The following is an 18,461-nucleotide window of genomic DNA, read 5'->3' on the forward strand; positions in this document are numbered from 1 at the left end:
CTCCGTGTAATTAATAACCTTTAGATTCTCCGAATCATCATCAAGCCGCAACCGAATGCTTTGGCGCGACCAATGCCCTGCTGCAACAGCTGCAAAAAACACTCAGGATCCGTCACGGTTAGCGTTCCCTCGTAGTTAACTGAGGCGAACTGAATGGGTTTTACCTGGCCACTCTTACCGCCTGACTTGTAAACCTGATGTTGCAGGTGCTCAGTCACCTCCGGTGCGGTGGCAAACGCCACTCCCATACGCGTCTGTCGCGCAGGGTCCATGAGCCAGTCTTGAGCGGCTTGTTGTTGAACTTGCGCAATATCAACGTCTGTCATTTGCCGCGCCTGCTTTTTGGCGTGCATCAACACATCAACTCGCCGCCCACGTTGGCCGGGCGTATCGTGCTTTAACATACGGGTTGGGTTGGCACGCAGCGTATAGGCCAACTGATCGCCTTCTTTTAACTTGGGGTTAAAGGGCTTTGATACCACCTGGGCACCCTCAAGCTCGACACTTGGCTCAGCAGAAGACAAAAGGTAATAGCATGGGCCGCTTCTTTCTTGCTCGTAACGGAAAAGAAAATTCCGGTTCTCTTGATTCGGAAACAACTGCCACAATAGCTGATGTTGAGCGTAGGCATCGCCTTGGTGTGCTCTCTCGGTCAACTGAGAAAGCAACAAGCCTTTAGTCGGTAATACTTTTGTTAAAAACATCACTCACTCCTTTGCTCGCGGGCGCTATGAACCAATCGCTTTTCAAACTGCCAGCGTAACCGAGACGCGGGATTATCCCAGCGTTCGTGTGTTTCCGACGGTTTTAAATTGGTTTCCAAACCGTCATCCCATTCATACTGCACCGTTTGACTATATAAAACGGACTCTGAACGAGCCACGGGCGATATGGGAAACTGATAGCGTTCAAGCGCATGGTGTAAGCCGCCCTCATTCAGCAGCAACGGATAAATCGGTGCGGACAAGGGACAGGATTTACGGCCTAAATAAAGTGGAAACACCGGCTCGTTTAAAGCATCGCGAATAGACTCTAAGGTGTAACCCGCATCAACTCGAAGCGTCAGAGCGACCAACCAATGCCCATCAACTCGGTAATCTCGGGTAGACAATATAGTATTAACATCGCGCAGGGTGTTTTCCAGCTCGGCCTTTCGGTGCGGCCAAATAGCTTTTTTATCAGCACTCGGAACTTGAGTTGTGTGATAGTCACGAAGCAAGCGCCCATCGGACTCAGACTTAATCATCATCCCGATACTGTTGTTCAGCCGAGCGACTTCATCCTCCTGCTCACGACGTAAGCCCAAAGCGGCACTCAAAAGCCCAATAACCGCCGAGCGAGAGGGTGCGGGGCGAGTGGATCGAACACCACCCACGGCGGTGCCACCCCAACTGGCCATAGCACCGTAAAGACGAAAAACTAAACACTGCATAGCGCCCCCTAAGACTGAGTGGCCACTTGGATAATCGATGGCAAGCTTCCCTCACCTGTCGATGCGTTAAAACTGGCGCGCTGTTCAGCACAAGGTCCATAAACGGAGTCAAAATGTTTTGTCTGTGTTTCAATTGCGGTAATGGCCGATGGTAAATAATCGTCGCCTTTTACCGGCGCAAGAAAAGCAGCCGATAAACTGCGAGGTTGTTTTTTACCTATTTCCACCATCATGTAAGAGGCATAAGCGTGTGAGCCAAAACTGTTTTGTTTGCCTTTAGGTGAGACAGTGGCAATAGCTTCAATCATGGCGGCAACCGCCTTATTAACGAGCTCTTCATCGCCACCAAGTGCTTCCAACAGCGCCTCACGCTCGATGCAAACATAGCTGTAAAAAACGGCCGAGGCGAATCCGGTCTCACCAATATGCGCTGCCCCTCGATCATCATGGTCGGCATTCAAATCATCGACAGCGGTAAAATAATCGTCCTCAACCGTCACGCCGTGAACACTTAACGCATGAGCCACCTGGCAAGCCGCCTCGACATTGAAATTAGACGAATCTGCCAGCATTCGGCCAAACAATGCGATATCCACGGCGGTACTTTTTTTCAGTAATCCTTTTAATTCGTCCAGCTCAGGCTTGCGGTTTTCAGCGGCTAACGTAGCCACCAGATCATCAACTGCTTGCCATTCCTCTGGGCTGAAAAAAACCAACTGCTGAGTCGTAACTTTGCCCTTTTCTACTTTTCCGAACACTCCTGCAATGGAGAACGCCCACTCTTCGGCTTTTTTTTCATTGATGCCTTTTTCTAATAAAGACTTTTGTACATACTTACCAATATCTTTTGTTCGCGTGCCCAGATGATCGCGCAGCGCTTCTTGAAATACATCGGAGGTGCGCCAGTGCCGCTTTAACGACTGGGAGCTGACTCGAAGGCGCTCAACACCACCCATCATGGCCGTTTTAGGTCGCCCTAAATCGTCTCGGTTCAGGTTGGCAGGTGGGTATGACGTTAATGTATGAATTTGAATAAAACGTGACATAACAAGATCCTTATTGTTTGATAGTTTAAGAAGTTTTAGGGGCTGCGGCGTAATAATCCATGGCCCAGCGCAGCACTTGGCGTTTTGCGGGGTTGACTTCTGGCATTGCAGATCGGCTTTGCCAATACCAGCGCTCAACCTCTTGCGCTAAGCTCTGCACAGAAACGGTATCGTCAATTTGGTGCAATATACGGCGTAAACGGCGAGCAAATTCGGCTGTGTCTCGTGATTTAATAAGCTGCTGAAAACGCAAGGTCGACACCCGTGGACGATCACTACCTTCACCAGCTTTACACGCCATAGCTTTGGCAAGACCTGCGTCCGAATCTTTGCGGACGGACGCCAACACCCACGCAATCAATGCAGCCACCTCCATGTACGGCGGCGAGCGCTTTTCCTCCGGCATAAATTGCCATAACACTTGAAACGGTTCAGACAACATGACTTCATCCAAATTATTACAACGTTTTAATATGGCTTTGTGTGCCGTTGGCAGCGCTTGCAACTTATTACGCTGACAGACATCACTGTTGACCAAACGATGCCACCACCGGGTGAATAACCCCTGTTTTTTAACAGAATCTTGCAGTTGAGCTGCTTCAGTGCTCATACGTTAATTACTCCCTTTTTATCGAGCCCGTGTTTTTGCAAGTAAGCTTTGTTTAATTTAATCCACTCAAGCGATCGGCGTGCGCGCAGCTTGCGTTCTATATGTTCAGTTTGACTCGCGTCACTCAATACCAAAGCATCAAACAGTAACAAAGCGTGCTGCTTTAACATTCCCAGCCAATTCTGGCAGCTTTGAGCATTCAGTTTTTGCTCCCCTGCTTCAATATCTATTTTGAGATGGTCGATCATAGAATAGAAATCCTGCTCGGTCTCCGTCCAGAACTGTTCGTCGATAAAACCCAAGTCCCTCTGTATTTTTTTCTTCTTATCCGGATCACTGAACCATGCATTCTCACAGGATTTACGAAGGGCTTTTCGGTAATCATTGGCGACCTGCACCTGATCAAAAATCTCCTGCACAAAAAGGGGGATACTATCAACCGGCATTGATAATAAGGGCATTTTAGCCGCGTGCCATGAGCGGGCCTTCATGTTGTCCATATCAAAACCAAATACCCACACGCTCAGCTGATCTTCAAACTCTAGCTCTTCCTCCAACAGCTCTTGGTTTGTGGCCATACGGGCTACCACCTTTGCCGGAAGGTGGCCTTCGGCGTGATTTTCAAATAAAAACTGGTGCCATTGACGGTAGCCAATGCCGCCTGGCTGACCTTTACTAGAAAAGTGTTCTAACTCAGGATTTTTAGGGTCGAAGCGATAAGGCGTCAGAGGATGTGCCCAAGTACCACCGTAATTGGCACCGTAATTCTTGGTCCTGTAGCCCGTCACCGTGATCCCGGCATGCTCATGGGTCAGGTCGCAAGATCCCGCCTCAGCTAACTCTAGGCGGATTCGACGTGGCATAGCCCAATACTGCTGTAAGGGGTGCACACTTTCATCATTCAGGTACACCTCTGTGCCTTTTTCTTTACTGGTGCGGGTCGGTGCCAGCCAAGGGAATATACTTTCATCGTATTTAACGACACGAGGTAAGTCGCAATCGATTGGAGCTATATTGAGCCACAAACGGCGAAACAGACTTAGTGATGAGTCATTAGAAACTACCAAGGTCGTTAGAGGACCGCCGCCGCGCAACCCAGTTCGATGACCTTGCCCACCGGCAGGCGCATTAATTTGCAGTGTAAACAGCGCCATCGCCGCCATGGCTGGGGATAAGGTGTTGACCTGCCCCCGCTTAATAAAATGATCCGTATTTAGTTTAAGAGTATTACCACCGGGCGCGTCAATCAGCAAACTGGATATATCGACATAGGTTCCATCTTCTAGTGGCTCCCAGTCCTGCATAAAGCAAGGGCCATCACCAAACAGCTCGAAAGCATGTTCAACTTTACTAAGTGCTGCAGCCAATACTTCAGGTGACGGCGGGCTTTCATACCAGTCCAGCCATTCTTCTTCATCAGCTAGCGCAAAAACTGTTTGCAATATGCCAATCAAAAACTGCCAGCCAGCACCGTAAAAATCTTGGCGAGGTAACACAACATCCAGCAAATCTTCTCGCCCTAGCTCTTTTAGTGGCAGTGCCACAACCTCCCCTGATGCCAGCCGAAACTTGAGCCATGAATCAGTACATAAGTTTAGATTCATTGATTCCTCCTTATCAATCATTATTCTGTGCCTCACTCGCGCTAGAACTTCCCCACCCCACTTGCTCCGAATAAGGAGTTGCCTCGACATCCGCCACTCGGGCGTATTTTGCCCGCCGGTGGCGTAATACGAATGCCTCCTTTTCATCTTCGGTCAACGCTTGCAGCTGCTTAAGCCGTTTACCGGATAACTTCACCACACTCAGCTCAACAGAGTCTCTATCAGCTTTGATATAAGGCTCGTATCCGAACTCGGTTCGGCGCACTAATACCACCTCTTCCGACTCTTCGCCGAGACGCGTGCCGATATCCACGTTATCTTCACCCCACGCACGGTTGCTCTCGTGAGTGTAGCCCTGCTCTAACACTAGGCAATTAAACTGCCCCTGATTACTACTGGCGCGAACCAAACCACTGTACTCCAGCTCAGCTTCATCAAACGCTTCTGGCACAGTTACCTCTTCGCCATACACAGACTCGATCATGGTGCGTGATGCCTCTGGTAATCGTATTTCTCCTGCGTCTCGTAAATACTCCATTGTGCGCCAAATACGGCCCGGTCGTTTGTAGACATATTGTGTGTTTGGAGAGTGACTCTTTAACCAGTCGGCTTTTGGGGTCGCATCCCACGGCGGCGCATGAATCAAAAGTCTGGGTGGGTTCCGCCCATCTGGCTGGCCAGAAATCGGCGAACCGGTCTCGTCACGAGTATGGCGATGCAGCCTCCCGGCGCGCTGAACCAAATCATCAATCAGACACAAGTCACTAATCATTACATCGGTATCGGCATCGAGACTTTCTTGAAATACTTGAGTAGCTATCAGCACTCGGCCCATTCGCTGTTCTTGAGTAGAGCTCTTGCCAAAGTGTTGCATCACCCATGCTTCGCGGTCTTTACGATGCTGGAGTACAAACCGGCTGTGAAACAGCTGACAATTTTCCGGGTGAGATAATCGCTCGCGTAGCTGGCGATACGCTGATACGGCTTCATCCACCGAATTGCGAATCCAAACCGCGCATTGTCCGTGCTCTACTGCAGCCACTATATGTTCTACGCATGCAGCTTCTGTATAAATAAAATCAACAGTGATTTGTTTCTCGGTTCCCTTTCGGCAAGGCAAACGTTTCTCTTGAACGCCATCGTTACCAGCCACCCGAGTAGCCAGGGGGAAGTCATTGAGCCCTGTGTGCTGCAAACTATACGGTGATTGACCCAGCGCCCGCTGCCAAGCATTCACTAATCGTTGTCGCTGAGCTTGAGGCAAGGTTGCTGTTAGTAAAATTATGCTGCCGCCCTGACTCGCATGGAGCCGCATTAACTGCCCCAGTAAAACCAGCATATACTCATCCGCCGCGTGTACTTCATCGAGTATTAACACTTTCCCATACAAGCCTAATACTCGTAACGATTGGTGTCGTTTGGGTAATATGGCGAGCAAAACCTGATCAATAGTCCCAACGCCTACAGGGGCCAGCAAGGCTTTTTTCCGGCTGTCTGCTAGCCACTGATTACAATGCAGCGATGCTGTCGCTTCGCCTTTCTCGTAGGGCTGATCAGTATTGCTTTCACCCAGCATTGCCTCCCGAAACCGATCATTCATATTTCGCGCACCGTGAGCCAAAACAATACTGGGCACGGCATTTTCTGCCCCTGCCAACATTTTATGATAATGCTCCGACACCCGATCAAACATAGCATTAGAGGTGGCCATGGTAGGCAAGCCAAAATATAAGCCTCGCCCAGCGCCCGAAGCTAACAGTCGGTGCGCCAGTGTTAACGCAGCCTCAGTTTTACCCGAACCAGTGAGATCCTCCAATATAAACAGCTGCGGCGATGCGCTCACGGCAACTTTTTCAGCATAAGACTGCAAAGGCGATGGATCGAAAGGAAAGAGTGATTGAAAACCATTAAATGGCAGTACGGTTACCGGATCAAATACTTCGGTTTTGGCGAGCGCTAGACTAGCAGCTGGCAAAGCCACTTGATGCCAATACTCTTCAAGTGCAATAGGCTGATCGTGGTAGGTAAATACATCACTGTCTGATCCGACCCAATCACAATAAGTTGCCAACCCCGCCAACAGCCAGCTGACCTGCTTTAAACGATCTGAAAATACATCGTCCGTCCAACAGCCTGTGGGAAGTTCAGCACCAACCAAGCTCTGGCAATCATTAATCCAAGCCTCAGCGGCTGCGATATCTTGCGGGGTTAGCTTGAGTGTGTCTTTTATGGTTTTTTCTTGGCGGACGGGCTTTCCGTGGTGTCCCCAAAAAATTCCGAGAAAGAATTGAAAACGTCGCTTCTCTCTCAAGGTACTACCCGTAATTTTAGTCGTTTTTTGCACTTTTTTCCAAACATCGTAGCCTAACTGATCATGACGACCTCGCTTGCCGTCATAACTCACCCCCTCAGGTAAATCTACTTTTACGAGACCGGATGACTCAAATACGCTCTGAAACGAGGAGGTCATTTTTCCTAAATCATGCAACAACAAGCCAAACAAAAACAAGGCGCGGAACTGCACGGGCTCAATATTGAGAAAGCCCGCCAAATTCGCCTCCAGCCGAGGACAAGCATCCAACGCATGCGCCCCAACCGCTGCCACATCCATAAAGTGATAAGGCAGCAAGTGGCACGTAGCCTCCATCCCCTCAGGACTCTGCGCTTTGCCTATGTATAAAGAGTATGGTTGCGACAAAAAACTTACCTCGCCTACTATTTTTGTTTATTTTAACAAGTCACACTATTTACGTATTACTGTGCAAATAACCCCTGCAACCTAGTGATAACAAACGACCAACATCACCCAGCAAATTTACATAACCCGGTAAAAACTCAAAAAGAAACACTCACCTGCATTACACTCCCTGTAGCCTGCGCCTGTACCTACCGGAAATGCCAAGCCCGTTATAGTGCTCCCATCGTCGGTAGTAGTGCCCCAAAATTGGTAGCCTCGGGTATTATCCGGTGTAGAAAACTGGTTTAAAATGTACGGGGCCGCCGCTGAATGACTCACCGACAAATCAAACCCACTGCTTGTCATCACGCGTATGACATTGTCATCTCGTGGCACGCAGACACCTTCTAAACAATCCATTACCACTTTTTCCGACCGCACTAAGGCCTGCTTATCAAGCGTTTTACTGGTGTCTACATCGTAACGGTAGCCTTCGTAAACACCTTCAATAACTGGAATAAAAGCATCACCCCCGTCATCGCAAGCATCAATTTTCTGACCTGCTATCGCTTTAAAACTGCCCGTAAAAAGCACATCTGTCGTTACAACGCCCGAGTAGTCTCCTGTGGGTGTTACCGCGCGAAACTCTCGCCCAAACGCAGTGGTTGTAAGCATTGCATCACCGGTAACGTAAGTGCAGGTTGAATAATCGTTAAAACATGCTCCGTGCTGGCTGATGTCACTGGCATCATTTTGCAGCCCAGCGATGGATATTGGGCTTTCTGTGCGGCACTCGGATGCTATATCTCTCTCGCTATTCGCCCCCGATATTGTCAGGCTATTTACCTTGTAGTTACCTTCCATACTGTTGTGAAGATTTACAATTTTGTCTAGCCCGCGGGGCTCATCCGGGCGACCATCAGAACCCGGGCCAAGATCGTCACCACCATCGCTACTGCCACCCCCACAGGCAGATAAAATTGTTGATATCAGCAAAACTGTCAGAATACGGAACATACAAATCACCTATGGAAAGTCGTCAACTACGGTTGATCCAATGTGGATCGCGTTTTGTTGACACCACTGTAACGATTCGAACCTTGTCCGCAATACTGTAAATTTAACCCGCAATAACATCTGACAACCCTCTTTAACGACACCCTGTTTCATCAGAACAACCACTGTTTTATGTCATTTAAATTGACAAGGATGATTTGCTGGGCCTCAGGCACGGCGTCTAGCACTTTGGTGTTAACTCGCATTTCTTGCAGTAGGTATTGAACAAGGCAGGCGCGGGTTTTTATGCGCAGTTGGCCATTGTGCATTTGGTAGTCGTGCTCTATAACGCTGCGTTTATCGAGGGTTAAGCGCAAATCGGGCTCGAAGATGAGCTCTACTTCGGTGTTCCAGGCGGTATCTTGCCCGGCGCTGTGGGTGGCGGGGCCGGATAAGGTGGCATCGCCGCGAAAGCGGCTGAGCACAAAATCACGAAACTGCTCTTTGTGCTCACACCAGGCGCGCAGGTGCCAGCGCAGGCCGGTTTGCACCAGCGAGTGCGGGGCGATTACCCGCCCCCGGCGGTTGGGGTTGGTGAGGGAGACGTAATCAACCTCTAGCCGTTGGTTGTGGCGAATCGCCTGTGCAATCGCACGCATCAGTGCAGGCTCCAGGCCGCGACTGGGAAGGCTTAGTGAGTGAATGGGCAGTGTTTGCAGGGGTAAAGGTTGCGACAGCCAAGCGAGGTACTGCTCTGCCTCACCGGTAACAAACAATGGTTTAAAATTTGAGCTGGGCTGGTGGCACTTGCGGCTATTGCAGTAGTTAAGGTTGCCGGGCATGAGGGCGGTGTAGCGCTTTATGTCTTGGCTGGCCTGCTGGCGCGACAAACCAAAGTGCTTAACCAGAAGGCTGCTATTGGCCGCCCCCTCCCAGTAAACAACTAGCTCGAAGATGTGTAACCGCGCTTTCTGCGCATCGCTGATGTCCATTGCAGCGTGTCCTTGTTGTAGTGTGGCATTTATTCAACTGCTTATAGTGCCACACTAGCTCCGGGCATGTAATACACGCCCATTTGTCATTGGCGTTATCGCTTACGCAAGCCTTGCAAGAGGTGAAGAATCGCCGGCAGCATAAGCGCCACACCCACTACGATAAAAACCAGGCCGTCTTTTTCAAAGCGCAGCGATTCGGGCAATAGATCAATATTGGCAAAGTGCATGGCCATGCCCAAGCCAATGAGTATGCAGCCGATAAAATCCAGCACGAGTAGGTGTATGGGTAACTTCATAATTTTTCCTTTTGTTATTTGCGGCGGGAATGTTTTTCCCAATTTTCCCGGCGTTTTTCTTCGCTTTTTTTCAGCAATATATACGTGGCGCCGCTGGCGCCGTGGTGTTTTTGCGCTGAGTGGAAGGCGAGTACGTCGTCGAACATGGGCAGCCAATTGGCGACGCAGCTTTTGAGCAGTGCCGGTTGTTTGCGCCCCTCGCCCTTGCCGTGGGTGATCAGCGCGCAGCGGATATCGTGCGCCATGCAGTCGCGCACAAATTGGTAGAGTGCGCGGCGGGCTTCGTCTACAGTCATGCGGTGCAGGTCGAGCCGGGCGTCGATACTGTATTTGCCCAAGCGCAGATTTTTATACACACCGTGCTGCACGCCGTCGCGTTTGAACTCGAGAATATCCAGCGGTTGCACAGGGTCGATGTGCTCGCCGCTTAAAAAGTTAGTGTCTTTGACTTTGGTGGCGGTGGCCGCCGCCCGGCGCTCGGCCAGCAGTTGCTCACTGGGTTTGTCTTTTTCCAGCACGACCTTTTTTTCCGCTTTTATGCGGCGAACGTCGCTCATCTCACGGGTAAAGAGATCGTCATCTTGATCTGTCATAAGAGGAATCCTAAGCCGTTACATCTTGGGCTTTCAACGCCACTGATGGCCTATTATGCCCAAATTCGGGCACAACAACCACGGCCGTGCGCCCTGCTCTGCTATAGACTAAGCTCAGAAGGGGTAAGCTCAAGCAAGGAATGTGTGGCTATGTCGCAGCAAGATTTAAACAACAGCACTCTGGCTATGTTCTCGATACTGGTTATGTTGGCGCTGGCTTTTACTTGGTCGGGGCTAGGCATGATGACCGGGGTGATTGAGCCTGTGGCCAATATTGTTTGGGCTGAGCTGATCAGCGATATTCTCGCAACCCTCGCTACCTTCGCACTTTTGGCTATTTCGGCCTTTTTGCCTATCCGCCGTCATTTGGCGGTTGCGATGGTGTGCGCCAGCAGCCTACTGTTTTTAGGCGCCTGGCACGGGCTGATCCTGTCGCTGGTGAGCCACTTGCCCAGGGCCATGACGATTATCGGGGCGCTGACCTACCCGGCGGGAATGATTATTTTGGCCGCCAGTGTGTTTCATTTTGGCCGGGCCTACCGTCTGAGTCGGTTACTGTTGGGCAGCTATCGCAAAATTGAATACAGTTTGGCCACGCAAGATCAGCTAACCCAGCTGTTTAACCGCCGTTACTTTTACACCAGCGGGCCCGAGTTATTGCAGTCTTGCCAAAAGCACCAGCAACCTTGCGTGCTGATTATAATGACGATTCAGAACCTACCCGATATTAATCAAGCCCACGGGGTTAGTGCCGGGGATGCGGTGCTCAGCGAAATGGGTAACCTGTTGTACCAAAGCACCCGCCGTGTAGATTTGGCGGCGCGCTTAAGCGGGCGGCGCATTGCTATTTTTTTACCCGATACTCCACAGGCGAATGCCGACGACATTGCCGGGCGCGTACTTGGCTTGTGCCAAAAGCTCACCATCACCAAGGGCAATGGTGAGCGTATTGAGGTGGCGTTAACAATAGACCAGTGCGTTGTGCTGGCCGGCGATCATGAAGCCTGGGAGGATTTGGTCGAGCGCTGTTTAAGCTAGGGCACCTCTGGCTTACAGCGCAACTCGCAATCTAGGCGCTACTTAGCAGGAATGTCTAAACCTTCCGAACAATAGCAACGACGAGTGCGGGTTGCGCTTGAGGTCTCGCAGAGGCATTCCTCTTATTCTGAGGTGCCCTAGGGCCACCTCAGAGCGGCCCTAGCCTTGCGCTAACGGTTGACGCGGCCGTCGATAAGTTCATCCACCACCGACGGGTCAGCCAGAGTGGAGGTGTCGCCCAGGGTGTCGATCTCGTTGGCGGCAATCTTACGCAGAATACGGCGCATAATCTTACCTGAGCGGGTTTTCGGCAAACCGGGTGCCCACTGGATAATATCCGGTTTGGCGATGGCACCAATCTCTTGCACGCACAGTTGAATAAGCGCTTTTTTCAGTTCGTCATCGGGCTCCACACCATCCATCGGGGTAACATAGGCGTAAATACCCTGGCCTTTAATATCGTGCGGGTAACCGACAACCGCCGCCTCGGCAATGCTGTCGTGCAACACCAGTGCGCTCTCAACTTCGGCGGTGCCCATGCGGTGGCCAGACACGTTGAGCACATCGTCGACCCGGCCGGTAATCCAGAAGTAGCCGTCTTCGTCGCGGCGGGCTCCATCGCCGGTAAAGTAGTAGCCGGGGTAAGTGGAGTAGTAGGTGTCGATACAGCGCTGGTGATCGCCATACACGCTGCGAATCTGGCTAGGCCAGCTGGCTTTAATGGCCAGGCTACCTTCGCCGGCACCTTCAACTTCGTTGCCCTCGGCATCGAGCAGTACCGGCTGTACGCCAAAGAATGGTTTGGTGCAGGAGCCGGGCTTAAGATCGGTAGCGCCGGGCAGCGGCGTCATCATGTGGGCGCCGGTTTCGGTCTGCCACCAGGTGTCCATAATCGGGCAGCGCTCGTCACCTACAACTTTGTGATACCACTCCCAGGCTTCTGGGTTAATGGGCTCGCCCACACTGCCCAGAATGCGTAAAGACTTGCGCGATGTTTTGGTTACATACTCATCGCCCGCGCCCATCAGTGCGCGTATGGCGGTGGGGGCAGTATAGAAACTGTTTACGCCGTGTTTGTCCACCACCTGCCAGCAGCGCGAGGCATCGGGATAGGTAGGCACACCTTCAAACATTAGAGTCGTCGCGCCGTTGGTGAGCGGGCCGTACACAATGTAGCTGTGGCCGGTTACCCAGCCCACATCGGCCGTGCACCAGTAGACGTCGCCTTCGCGCTGGTCGAATACGTACTTGTGCGTCATGGCCGCTTGCAGCAGATAGCCGCCGGTGGTGTGCAATACGCCTTTGGGTTTACCGGTGGAGCCCGAGGTATAAAGAATAAACAGCGGGTCTTCGGCGTCCATCCACTCGGGCTCACACTCGGCGGAGACTTTTTCTACTGCGTCGCGATACCAAATATCGCGCGAGTCGTCCCAGGCGATATCGCCGGCGGTGCGCTTGACCACCAGGCAAGTGTGCACGCCGGGGCAGTTGGCCAGGGCTTTATCGGCATTGGCTTTGAGGGGCACAGTGCGTCCACCGCGCAGACCTTCATCGGCGGTAATAACCACCTGGCAGTCGGCGTCGAGGATTCGATCTTTCAACGCGTCCGGAGAGAAGCCGCCAAACACCACCGAGTGCACAGCACCAATACGGGCACAGGCGAGCATGGCGTAACTGGCCTCGGGAATCATCGGCATGTATAAGCAAACACGGTCACCTTTTTTTACGCCGCGCTCGCGCAGCACGTTGGCCAGGCGGCTCACTTCTTCGTGCAATTCGCGGTAGGTAATCAGTTGATCTTCGGCGGGGTCGTCGCCCTCCCAGATGATGGCGACCTGATCGCCCCGGGTTGCCAGATGACGATCAATACAGTTGACGCTGACATTCAGCTTACCGCCTAAGAACCAGGCGACTTCGCCTTTTTTAAGGTCGGTTTTATTTACGGTGTGCCATTTTTCTTGCCAGTCGAGAAAGGATTCGGCCTGCTCGGCCCAAAATTGGTCGGGCTGCTCCACCGACTGGCGGTACATTTGTTCGTAGCGATCCGCATCGATCGCTGCGGCCTTCTTAATCGCTTCGGGCACCGGATACACATGCTGCTCGGTCATATACATCATCTCCGCATTTATTGCTGTTATGGGGGGCCGCCCGGCACACGTTGGTTGCACCGAACTTTTATCTGTTTATATCCCAGTGCAGAAATCTTAACAGCGTTGGCGGGGTTTCGCCACAGACAACGTTGTCAATTGGGCAAAATATTGTCAGTAATTATTAAGGAGAAAAGAGAGGTGATTGACGGGACAAACCGGCTGGCTTATCCCGCGTGTGGCTTACCTTGATTACACCAATTGCATGGGGATGGTGTTAGTGGTGCGCTCAACCTTGTTGTGTTCATCCAGATACACCAATCGAGGCTGGTAGGCCTCCAGCTCTTGGGTGCTGTACTGGGCATAGGCACCGATAATAACCCGGTCCCCCACCTGCACCTTGCGGGCGGCAGCACCGTTCATGGAAATGGTGCCCGAGCCGCGCTCGGCGAGAATGACGTAGGTAGTGAAACGCTCGCCGTTGTTGACATTGTAGATGTCAATTTGCTCAAACTCGCGCAGGCCGGCAAGTTCGACCAGGTCGGCGTCTATCGCGCAGGAGCCGTCATACCACAGCTCGGCCTGAGTGACCGCCGCCATATGAAGTTTGCCTTTGAGCATGGTAGAGAGCATAAGCTCCTCCTTCGTTGTTTCTGGCTGTAGTGTGAATTACAGCATCGCCCGCAGTTTAGACTACTGTCAGGGATATATTATCTATCAAACGGGCCCCGTCGGTATACATGGCGCCCAAAATGGTAATCTCGGTGTCATCCACCGCGGCTGGTTTAAGGCTGCGGCTGTTGCAAATTTCCAGGTAATCCAGTGCGAAGCCCGCCCGTTCAATGCGGTGTGCGCCTTCTTCCTGCAGCACCAGAAAGTCTCGACGACCGCCTTTAATGGCATCGCCAATCCAGTTAAGGGTGCGGTTAAGCTCGGCCACACGGGGGCGTTCGTCATCGGTAATAAAACCGTTGCGCGAACTCAGGGCCAGGCCATCGCTCTCGCGGTAAATTTCGCTGGCGGTAATTTCAACCGGCATACATAAGTCTTCCACCATACGGCGAATAACAGCCAGCTGCTGATAGTCCTTAATGCCGAACACCGCTTCGTCCGGCTGAACAATGTTAAACAGTTTAGTGACCACGGTGGTCACACCCTCAAAGTGGCCGGGGCGGCTAGCGCCACAGAGCACATCCGTCATGGTGGGAACGATCACCCGAGTTTGCTCATCCATGCCGTTGGGGTACATCTCGCGCTCTTCCGGGCAGAACAGATAATCACAGCCAATGGCTTCTAGCTTGGCAGTGTCATCCGGCAGGGTGCGCGGGTATTTGTCCCAATCCTCGTTCAGGCCAAATTGCAGGCGATTGACAAAGATACTCGCCACCACAATATCGCAGGTTTGCTGAGCCTGCTTTACCAGGGCCAGATGCGCGTCGTGCAAATTCCCCATGGTGGGGACAAAGCCGATACGCTTACCTTCGCGCCGGGCGCGGGCCAGCTCTGCGCGCAGTGAAGCAATATGATGAAAAACGTGCATACCGCCCTCTTGGCTCGCGGATTTCTGGGGGCGGAATAATACACTTTTGCCGATAAATTGTACATTTTTACCGAAGCTTTAACCGCATTCAGGGCCGACACAGTCCAGTGCGCGAGCCATATAAAAACCGAGCCCACAAAAAGGAGGGCGGCACACCGCAGTGTGCCGCCCCAGGCTGCCGTGCAGCCAGTCACAATAACGCCTTAAAAAGGTAAGGTCGTTACTGCCCTCTTATTGCCAGCTGTTGCTCTGGCCACCACCTGCCTTGCGGTATTCTGACGCTGACAATTTGCCATCGCCATTTTCGTCGAGCGTATCAAAACGATCACCGCTCACGCCACTTGCTTGCGCTTCGCGCTCATCAATAGAACCATCGCGGTTTTTATCTGCCATGGTAAACGCTGAGCTAGTGGTTGCCCCCTGGCGCTCGGTTTCATCGGCAACAGCCGACATAACACCTAAAGACATCAGCAAAGAAACGGTTAATACAGATAAAGTTTTCATAGATATCACCTCATTAAAAATGATTGATTTCAAAAAAGTAGCAAAGCTACATAGGCAATGTTCCTATCGCGAAGAGCATGCCAAATCCGCAGAACCAATTTATTTCAATTCAGTGAGGAACTTCAAATAACCACAGTGATTACAATCACAAAGGCCGCGCATTAAAAATGAAAAAAATCTAAAACCTAGCGCTTATATTTATAACGTCTGTAAATTTTTCATAGCCTAATTTTTTACCATAACGAATAACCGCACCGTGTTAGTGCTTTAATGACACCCCATTCAACCTTAACTCGCTTTTATACTCTGAAAGATTAATAAGTTTTCGTGTAATTATTTTTACTTTGAATTTTTTACAGAGCCCCGAACGAATTTAAATTTTTACGAGTAAATAGTGGAAAATACACAGGCCAACAATATTGCCGCTCTTCTATTGTGCCAAGCTCGTCACAGAATAGCGGCTGGGAAATGGGAATAAAAAATACAGAAACTAAAAGACGACGTGGTTACTGCGGTAATTTTTATTAATTTATAATCAATATGCAAGCAACGGTTAAATTCACATTACAAAAAAACACTTATTCTTGTGGCAATCGCTCGATGGAATCGCCCACTGTTATTACCCCGCCTTCGACAATTTTGGCACACAACCCACCAAAACCATACATGGCAGCGGCACCGCCGGGGCCCAACACTTCATTCATGCGCGAACATGGGTGGCATAACGCGGCGGGCTCTAGAATCGCGCCACCGACTCTTACTCGCTGATGGCGCAACAGATTTAAATTGATGCCCGATACTAAAAGATTGCGACGCAGCCAAGCTGGTGAAATACTATCGCGGCCGGAAAAGCGACATATCATCTCGATAAACTCGACACTAATAATCGTTACCTGTCGACCAGAACCCGGCGTTTTGGTACTGCGGTGGTCGCCCTCAAGTCCTAATTCGGCAAGAGCTACGACAGACTCAACCGAGCGCACATCACCACGGCGCTCGGTGCGCAAGCCAATCCACTCCAGACGCCCAGGCTTAAGATCTTGCGCCAGTCTATCGAGCAGTCGCGCTTGAGAGGGCCGACTTCCGCTTGGTTTTACGCTCCGGACTCGGTCTGACAATGTTGAATGGGTCATAGGTTTACCGTGCAAATAACACAAGCACAGCGCGGCGGATACATGGCCCAAGACACAATAAGATTTATTGAGGCTTAACTTCCAGCGGCTCTGCGCTGTTATCAAGAGACTGAACCGGCATCGCTGACTCGTGTATGTTCGCCTTTTTCATTAAAGGTTGATTACGTACGCACATTAACGCCTCCTGCATAAGCTGGCAACTACCAATATACAAGCTATCTGCGTGTTCATACTGACAACTATCATGGCGCTGATGGTCCTCACAGGCCTCTACCGAGGCTCGATGAGTATGGCCTTGATGCGCCAACGCCGGAGCGGTCAATACTATTGCCACCAGCAACACATTCAATTGACGTAGGGATGTAGAAAATATTTTAGTCATTATTACAACCTCGTTTCGACAATGTCACCTTGAGCACCGTGGTAACAACCAATAAACATATTTTCCCCGGGGCTGGCCGCATGGTAGTGATAACCACGCTCGGTATCGCTATGGCCTCGGCACTCGTCCAAACCCTCGGGCTCGAGGCCCAAGTCATCGGTCATGGCATAAATACCGTAGCCGTCGAGGGCGACACCAATCATGGCGGCGTGACCATCGCTTTCAGGCTCCGATTGCGCACAACCAATGGCAGCATGATAGTGATAACCTTCGGCTGGATTAATATGACCGCCACAATCATCAAATGCCGCAATGGTGTAGTTCGATAAAATTGCATCCACCGGTGCCGGACCTGCAAATACAACACCGTTAAGGCCAAGCCCAATATCAAACCCTAAACGTTCAGGGCTATTTAGCGCCACAGGCTGAGTAGGAATTAAAAAGGTTTGTTGCACTGGCCCACCGGTGTATTCAAGTTTGCACTCAACGCAATAGTTTTGATACGCGGGGTCGACGTTTGGCCTTGCTGCCGATTCGCAGGCAAGCTGAGTGTCGGTAATATTAATCAGCCCAGTCACCGGGTCGTATAGCATCCACTCACTGCCATAGAGTGTATCGAGGTTCATGATAAAGGCGCCGTCCAGCTCGTAAACTTCGCCGCTACCATCAAACCAAATGCCGCCTTCACTGGCATCTGAGGTAATTGACGGCGGGCAGAAAGGGCCAATGTCGGCGTTGCTCGGCGCACCGTTAATGGTGACCTGATAGCAAGTACTGGCTGTGCCGTCGGACAGGGTGCAGTCGACCGTGCTGATGTCTTCGGCCAGGGCTCCGTCGAGAAAGCGCTCCGGGTCGATACCCTTTGAAATGGCCGCGGCGATAGAACTACTGCTGGCACTGCTCTGGCTGGACGAGCTATTAACGCTATCCGCACTGTCTGAGCCGCTACCGCAAGCGGTAGCGAGCAAGGTGACACAAACGAGCATAACAATCTGTATTAAATGCATTGGATAATTCCCGGTTGATAATCGTATTCAGTCATTTACCGAAAGGTAGCGGCTATAGGCTGAGAACTGTATTGGTGCAATATAAGGTTGTCGGCCTCAGGATTAAAAAAGACGGAACCGACAATGGTTTTAGCGCTATGCGTCCAATTTTCATGTTGATGACTGTTTAACGATACCGCTATTTGATTGACCCCAGGCTTGAGCCAATGCGCAGGAATATGAACATCTGTCGCGTATAGCCGTTGCTGTTTAACGCCATTAATAAAAAGGTGTGCATGTCCACTTAACCACTGATTATTCTGTGCACCGGCATTAGAAGGTGAGCCCATATTGTAATTTTGCAACTCAACATGAAGGTTCACGCCATCCATTGCGTCCCGTGCAAGAGCGATTTCAATTTTGGGGATTGGCATATTTTCTATATCGCGACTTTTATGGTCATGCACCTCAAGCTCTGCTGCTTGGGTGAATGATGCCAATAGCAATAACGCAATGCCTTTTAGCCAACTCATGATAAACCT

At 51.1% G+C, this 18,461-nt stretch carries 19 protein-coding genes; 1 reads left to right on the plus strand and 18 read right to left on the minus strand.

Features of this window, described 5'->3' with window-relative positions:
* Window positions 1–20 precede the first annotated feature (20 nt).
* From cas6e to smrA, 10 genes are all read right to left on the minus strand, one after another.
* Entirely contained in the window at window positions 21–704 is a 684-nt protein-coding gene (gene cas6e / locus Q4526_RS05435; protein WP_215975883.1) for a type I-E CRISPR-associated protein Cas6/Cse3/CasE, read from the minus strand.
* Window positions 704–1,432, minus strand: a complete 729-nt coding sequence (gene cas5e / locus Q4526_RS05440) for a type I-E CRISPR-associated protein Cas5/CasD (RefSeq protein ID WP_215975884.1) — start codon at window positions 1,430–1,432, stop codon at window positions 704–706. The genes cas6e and cas5e overlap by 1 nt, the downstream gene beginning before the upstream one ends.
* Before the next feature lie 8 nt (window positions 1,433–1,440).
* A complete protein-coding gene (gene cas7e, locus Q4526_RS05445; RefSeq protein WP_215975885.1) occupies window positions 1,441–2,478 on the minus strand; it encodes a type I-E CRISPR-associated protein Cas7/Cse4/CasC in 1,038 nt (345 codons plus the stop codon).
* Between the two features lie 25 nt (window positions 2,479–2,503).
* Window positions 2,504–3,088, minus strand: a complete 585-nt coding sequence (gene casB, locus Q4526_RS05450) for a type I-E CRISPR-associated protein Cse2/CasB (RefSeq protein WP_215975886.1) — start codon at window positions 3,086–3,088, stop codon at window positions 2,504–2,506.
* Entirely contained in the window at window positions 3,085–4,692 is a 1,608-nt protein-coding gene (casA, locus tag Q4526_RS05455; RefSeq protein ID WP_215975887.1) for a type I-E CRISPR-associated protein Cse1/CasA, read from the minus strand. The genes casB and casA overlap by 4 nt, the downstream gene beginning before the upstream one ends.
* A gap of 13 nt (window positions 4,693–4,705) precedes the next feature.
* A complete protein-coding gene (gene cas3, locus Q4526_RS05460) occupies window positions 4,706–7,390 on the minus strand; it encodes a CRISPR-associated helicase Cas3' (RefSeq protein WP_215975888.1) in 2,685 nt (894 codons plus the stop codon).
* A gap of 117 nt (window positions 7,391–7,507) precedes the next feature.
* The gene (locus Q4526_RS05465) at window positions 7,508–8,386 is read right to left on the minus strand and encodes a hypothetical protein (RefSeq protein WP_215975889.1); all 879 of its coding nucleotides are present in this window, start codon (window positions 8,384–8,386) and stop codon (window positions 7,508–7,510) included.
* Between the two features lie 152 nt (window positions 8,387–8,538).
* A complete protein-coding gene (locus Q4526_RS05470; protein WP_215975890.1) occupies window positions 8,539–9,357 on the minus strand; it encodes a YafY family protein in 819 nt (272 codons plus the stop codon).
* A 95-nt stretch (window positions 9,358–9,452) separates the two neighbouring features.
* On the minus strand, window positions 9,453–9,656 hold the full coding sequence (locus tag Q4526_RS05475) for a DUF1418 family protein (RefSeq protein WP_215975891.1): 204 nt from the start codon (window positions 9,654–9,656) through the stop codon (window positions 9,453–9,455).
* Between the two features lie 14 nt (window positions 9,657–9,670).
* Window positions 9,671–10,249, minus strand: coding sequence for a DNA endonuclease SmrA (gene smrA, locus Q4526_RS05480; RefSeq protein ID WP_215975892.1), 579 nt, complete (start codon window positions 10,247–10,249; stop codon window positions 9,671–9,673).
* A 150-nt stretch (window positions 10,250–10,399) separates the two neighbouring features.
* On the opposite strand from smrA, the gene Q4526_RS05485 reads away from it, so the two are divergent.
* On the plus strand, window positions 10,400–11,287 hold the full coding sequence (locus Q4526_RS05485; RefSeq protein ID WP_215975893.1) for a diguanylate cyclase: 888 nt from the start codon (window positions 10,400–10,402) through the stop codon (window positions 11,285–11,287).
* Window positions 11,288–11,457: 170 nt separating this feature from the next.
* Here Q4526_RS05485 and acs read toward each other — a convergent pair whose 3' ends face one another.
* From acs to Q4526_RS05525, 8 genes are all read right to left on the minus strand, one after another.
* Window positions 11,458–13,395, minus strand: a complete 1,938-nt coding sequence (gene acs, locus Q4526_RS05490; RefSeq protein WP_215975894.1) for an acetate--CoA ligase — start codon at window positions 13,393–13,395, stop codon at window positions 11,458–11,460.
* Window positions 13,396–13,626: 231 nt separating this feature from the next.
* Window positions 13,627–14,007, minus strand: a complete 381-nt coding sequence (gene panD / locus Q4526_RS05495) for an aspartate 1-decarboxylase (protein WP_215975895.1) — start codon at window positions 14,005–14,007, stop codon at window positions 13,627–13,629.
* Between the two features lie 55 nt (window positions 14,008–14,062).
* Window positions 14,063–14,914, minus strand: a complete 852-nt coding sequence (panC, locus tag Q4526_RS05500; RefSeq protein ID WP_215975896.1) for a pantoate--beta-alanine ligase — start codon at window positions 14,912–14,914, stop codon at window positions 14,063–14,065.
* Between the two features lie 231 nt (window positions 14,915–15,145).
* Window positions 15,146–15,418, minus strand: coding sequence for a hypothetical protein (locus tag Q4526_RS05505; RefSeq protein ID WP_215975897.1), 273 nt, complete (start codon window positions 15,416–15,418; stop codon window positions 15,146–15,148).
* Between the two features lie 578 nt (window positions 15,419–15,996).
* Window positions 15,997–16,551 (minus strand): MOSC domain-containing protein, encoded by a 555-nt coding sequence (locus Q4526_RS05510; RefSeq protein ID WP_215975898.1) that lies wholly within the window; start codon window positions 16,549–16,551, stop codon window positions 15,997–15,999.
* Window positions 16,552–16,615: 64 nt separating this feature from the next.
* Window positions 16,616–16,933 carry a hypothetical protein gene (locus tag Q4526_RS05515; RefSeq protein ID WP_215975899.1) on the minus strand — a complete coding sequence of 106 codons (318 nt, stop codon included), beginning with the start codon at window positions 16,931–16,933 and terminating at the stop codon, window positions 16,616–16,618.
* A 2-nt stretch (window positions 16,934–16,935) separates the two neighbouring features.
* Entirely contained in the window at window positions 16,936–17,940 is a 1,005-nt protein-coding gene (locus tag Q4526_RS05520; RefSeq protein WP_215975900.1) for a YHYH protein, read from the minus strand.
* Between the two features lie 35 nt (window positions 17,941–17,975).
* Complete coding sequence (locus Q4526_RS05525) at window positions 17,976–18,452, minus strand: hypothetical protein (RefSeq protein WP_215975901.1); 477 nt, start codon at window positions 18,450–18,452, stop codon at window positions 17,976–17,978.
* Window positions 18,453–18,461: the final 9 nt, after the last annotated feature.

Source organism: Gilvimarinus sp. 2_MG-2023 (assembly GCF_030547685.1).
Lineage (GTDB): Bacteria > Pseudomonadota > Gammaproteobacteria > Pseudomonadales > Cellvibrionaceae > Gilvimarinus.

Coding starts and splice junctions, on each gene's coding strand:
- panD (WP_215975895.1), bottom strand. CDS start 14,007: ATGCTCTCTACCATGCTCAAAGGCAAACTTCATATGGCGGCGGTCACT.
- cas6e (WP_215975883.1), bottom strand. CDS start 704: ATGTTTTTAACAAAAGTATTACCGACTAAAGGCTTGTTGCTTTCTCAG.
- Q4526_RS05510 (WP_215975898.1), bottom strand. CDS start 16,551: ATGACCCATTCAACATTGTCAGACCGAGTCCGGAGCGTAAAACCAAGC.
- Q4526_RS05485 (WP_215975893.1), top strand. CDS start 10,400: ATGTCGCAGCAAGATTTAAACAACAGCACTCTGGCTATGTTCTCGATA.
- Q4526_RS05525 (WP_215975901.1), bottom strand. CDS start 18,452: ATGAGTTGGCTAAAAGGCATTGCGTTATTGCTATTGGCATCATTCACC.
- Q4526_RS05470 (WP_215975890.1), bottom strand. CDS start 9,357: ATGGACATCAGCGATGCGCAGAAAGCGCGGTTACACATCTTCGAGCTA.
- Q4526_RS05505 (WP_215975897.1), bottom strand. CDS start 15,418: ATGAAAACTTTATCTGTATTAACCGTTTCTTTGCTGATGTCTTTAGGT.
- cas7e (WP_215975885.1), bottom strand. CDS start 2,478: ATGTCACGTTTTATTCAAATTCATACATTAACGTCATACCCACCTGCC.
- casA (WP_215975887.1), bottom strand. CDS start 4,692: ATGAATCTAAACTTATGTACTGATTCATGGCTCAAGTTTCGGCTGGCA.
- Q4526_RS05465 (WP_215975889.1), bottom strand. CDS start 8,386: ATGTTCCGTATTCTGACAGTTTTGCTGATATCAACAATTTTATCTGCC.
- Q4526_RS05520 (WP_215975900.1), bottom strand. CDS start 17,940: ATGCATTTAATACAGATTGTTATGCTCGTTTGTGTCACCTTGCTCGCT.
- acs (WP_215975894.1), bottom strand. CDS start 13,395: ATGACCGAGCAGCATGTGTATCCGGTGCCCGAAGCGATTAAGAAGGCC.
- cas5e (WP_215975884.1), bottom strand. CDS start 1,432: ATGCAGTGTTTAGTTTTTCGTCTTTACGGTGCTATGGCCAGTTGGGGT.
- casB (WP_215975886.1), bottom strand. CDS start 3,088: ATGAGCACTGAAGCAGCTCAACTGCAAGATTCTGTTAAAAAACAGGGG.
- smrA (WP_215975892.1), bottom strand. CDS start 10,249: ATGACAGATCAAGATGACGATCTCTTTACCCGTGAGATGAGCGACGTT.
- Q4526_RS05515 (WP_215975899.1), bottom strand. CDS start 16,933: ATGACTAAAATATTTTCTACATCCCTACGTCAATTGAATGTGTTGCTG.
- Q4526_RS05475 (WP_215975891.1), bottom strand. CDS start 9,656: ATGAAGTTACCCATACACCTACTCGTGCTGGATTTTATCGGCTGCATA.
- panC (WP_215975896.1), bottom strand. CDS start 14,914: ATGCACGTTTTTCATCATATTGCTTCACTGCGCGCAGAGCTGGCCCGC.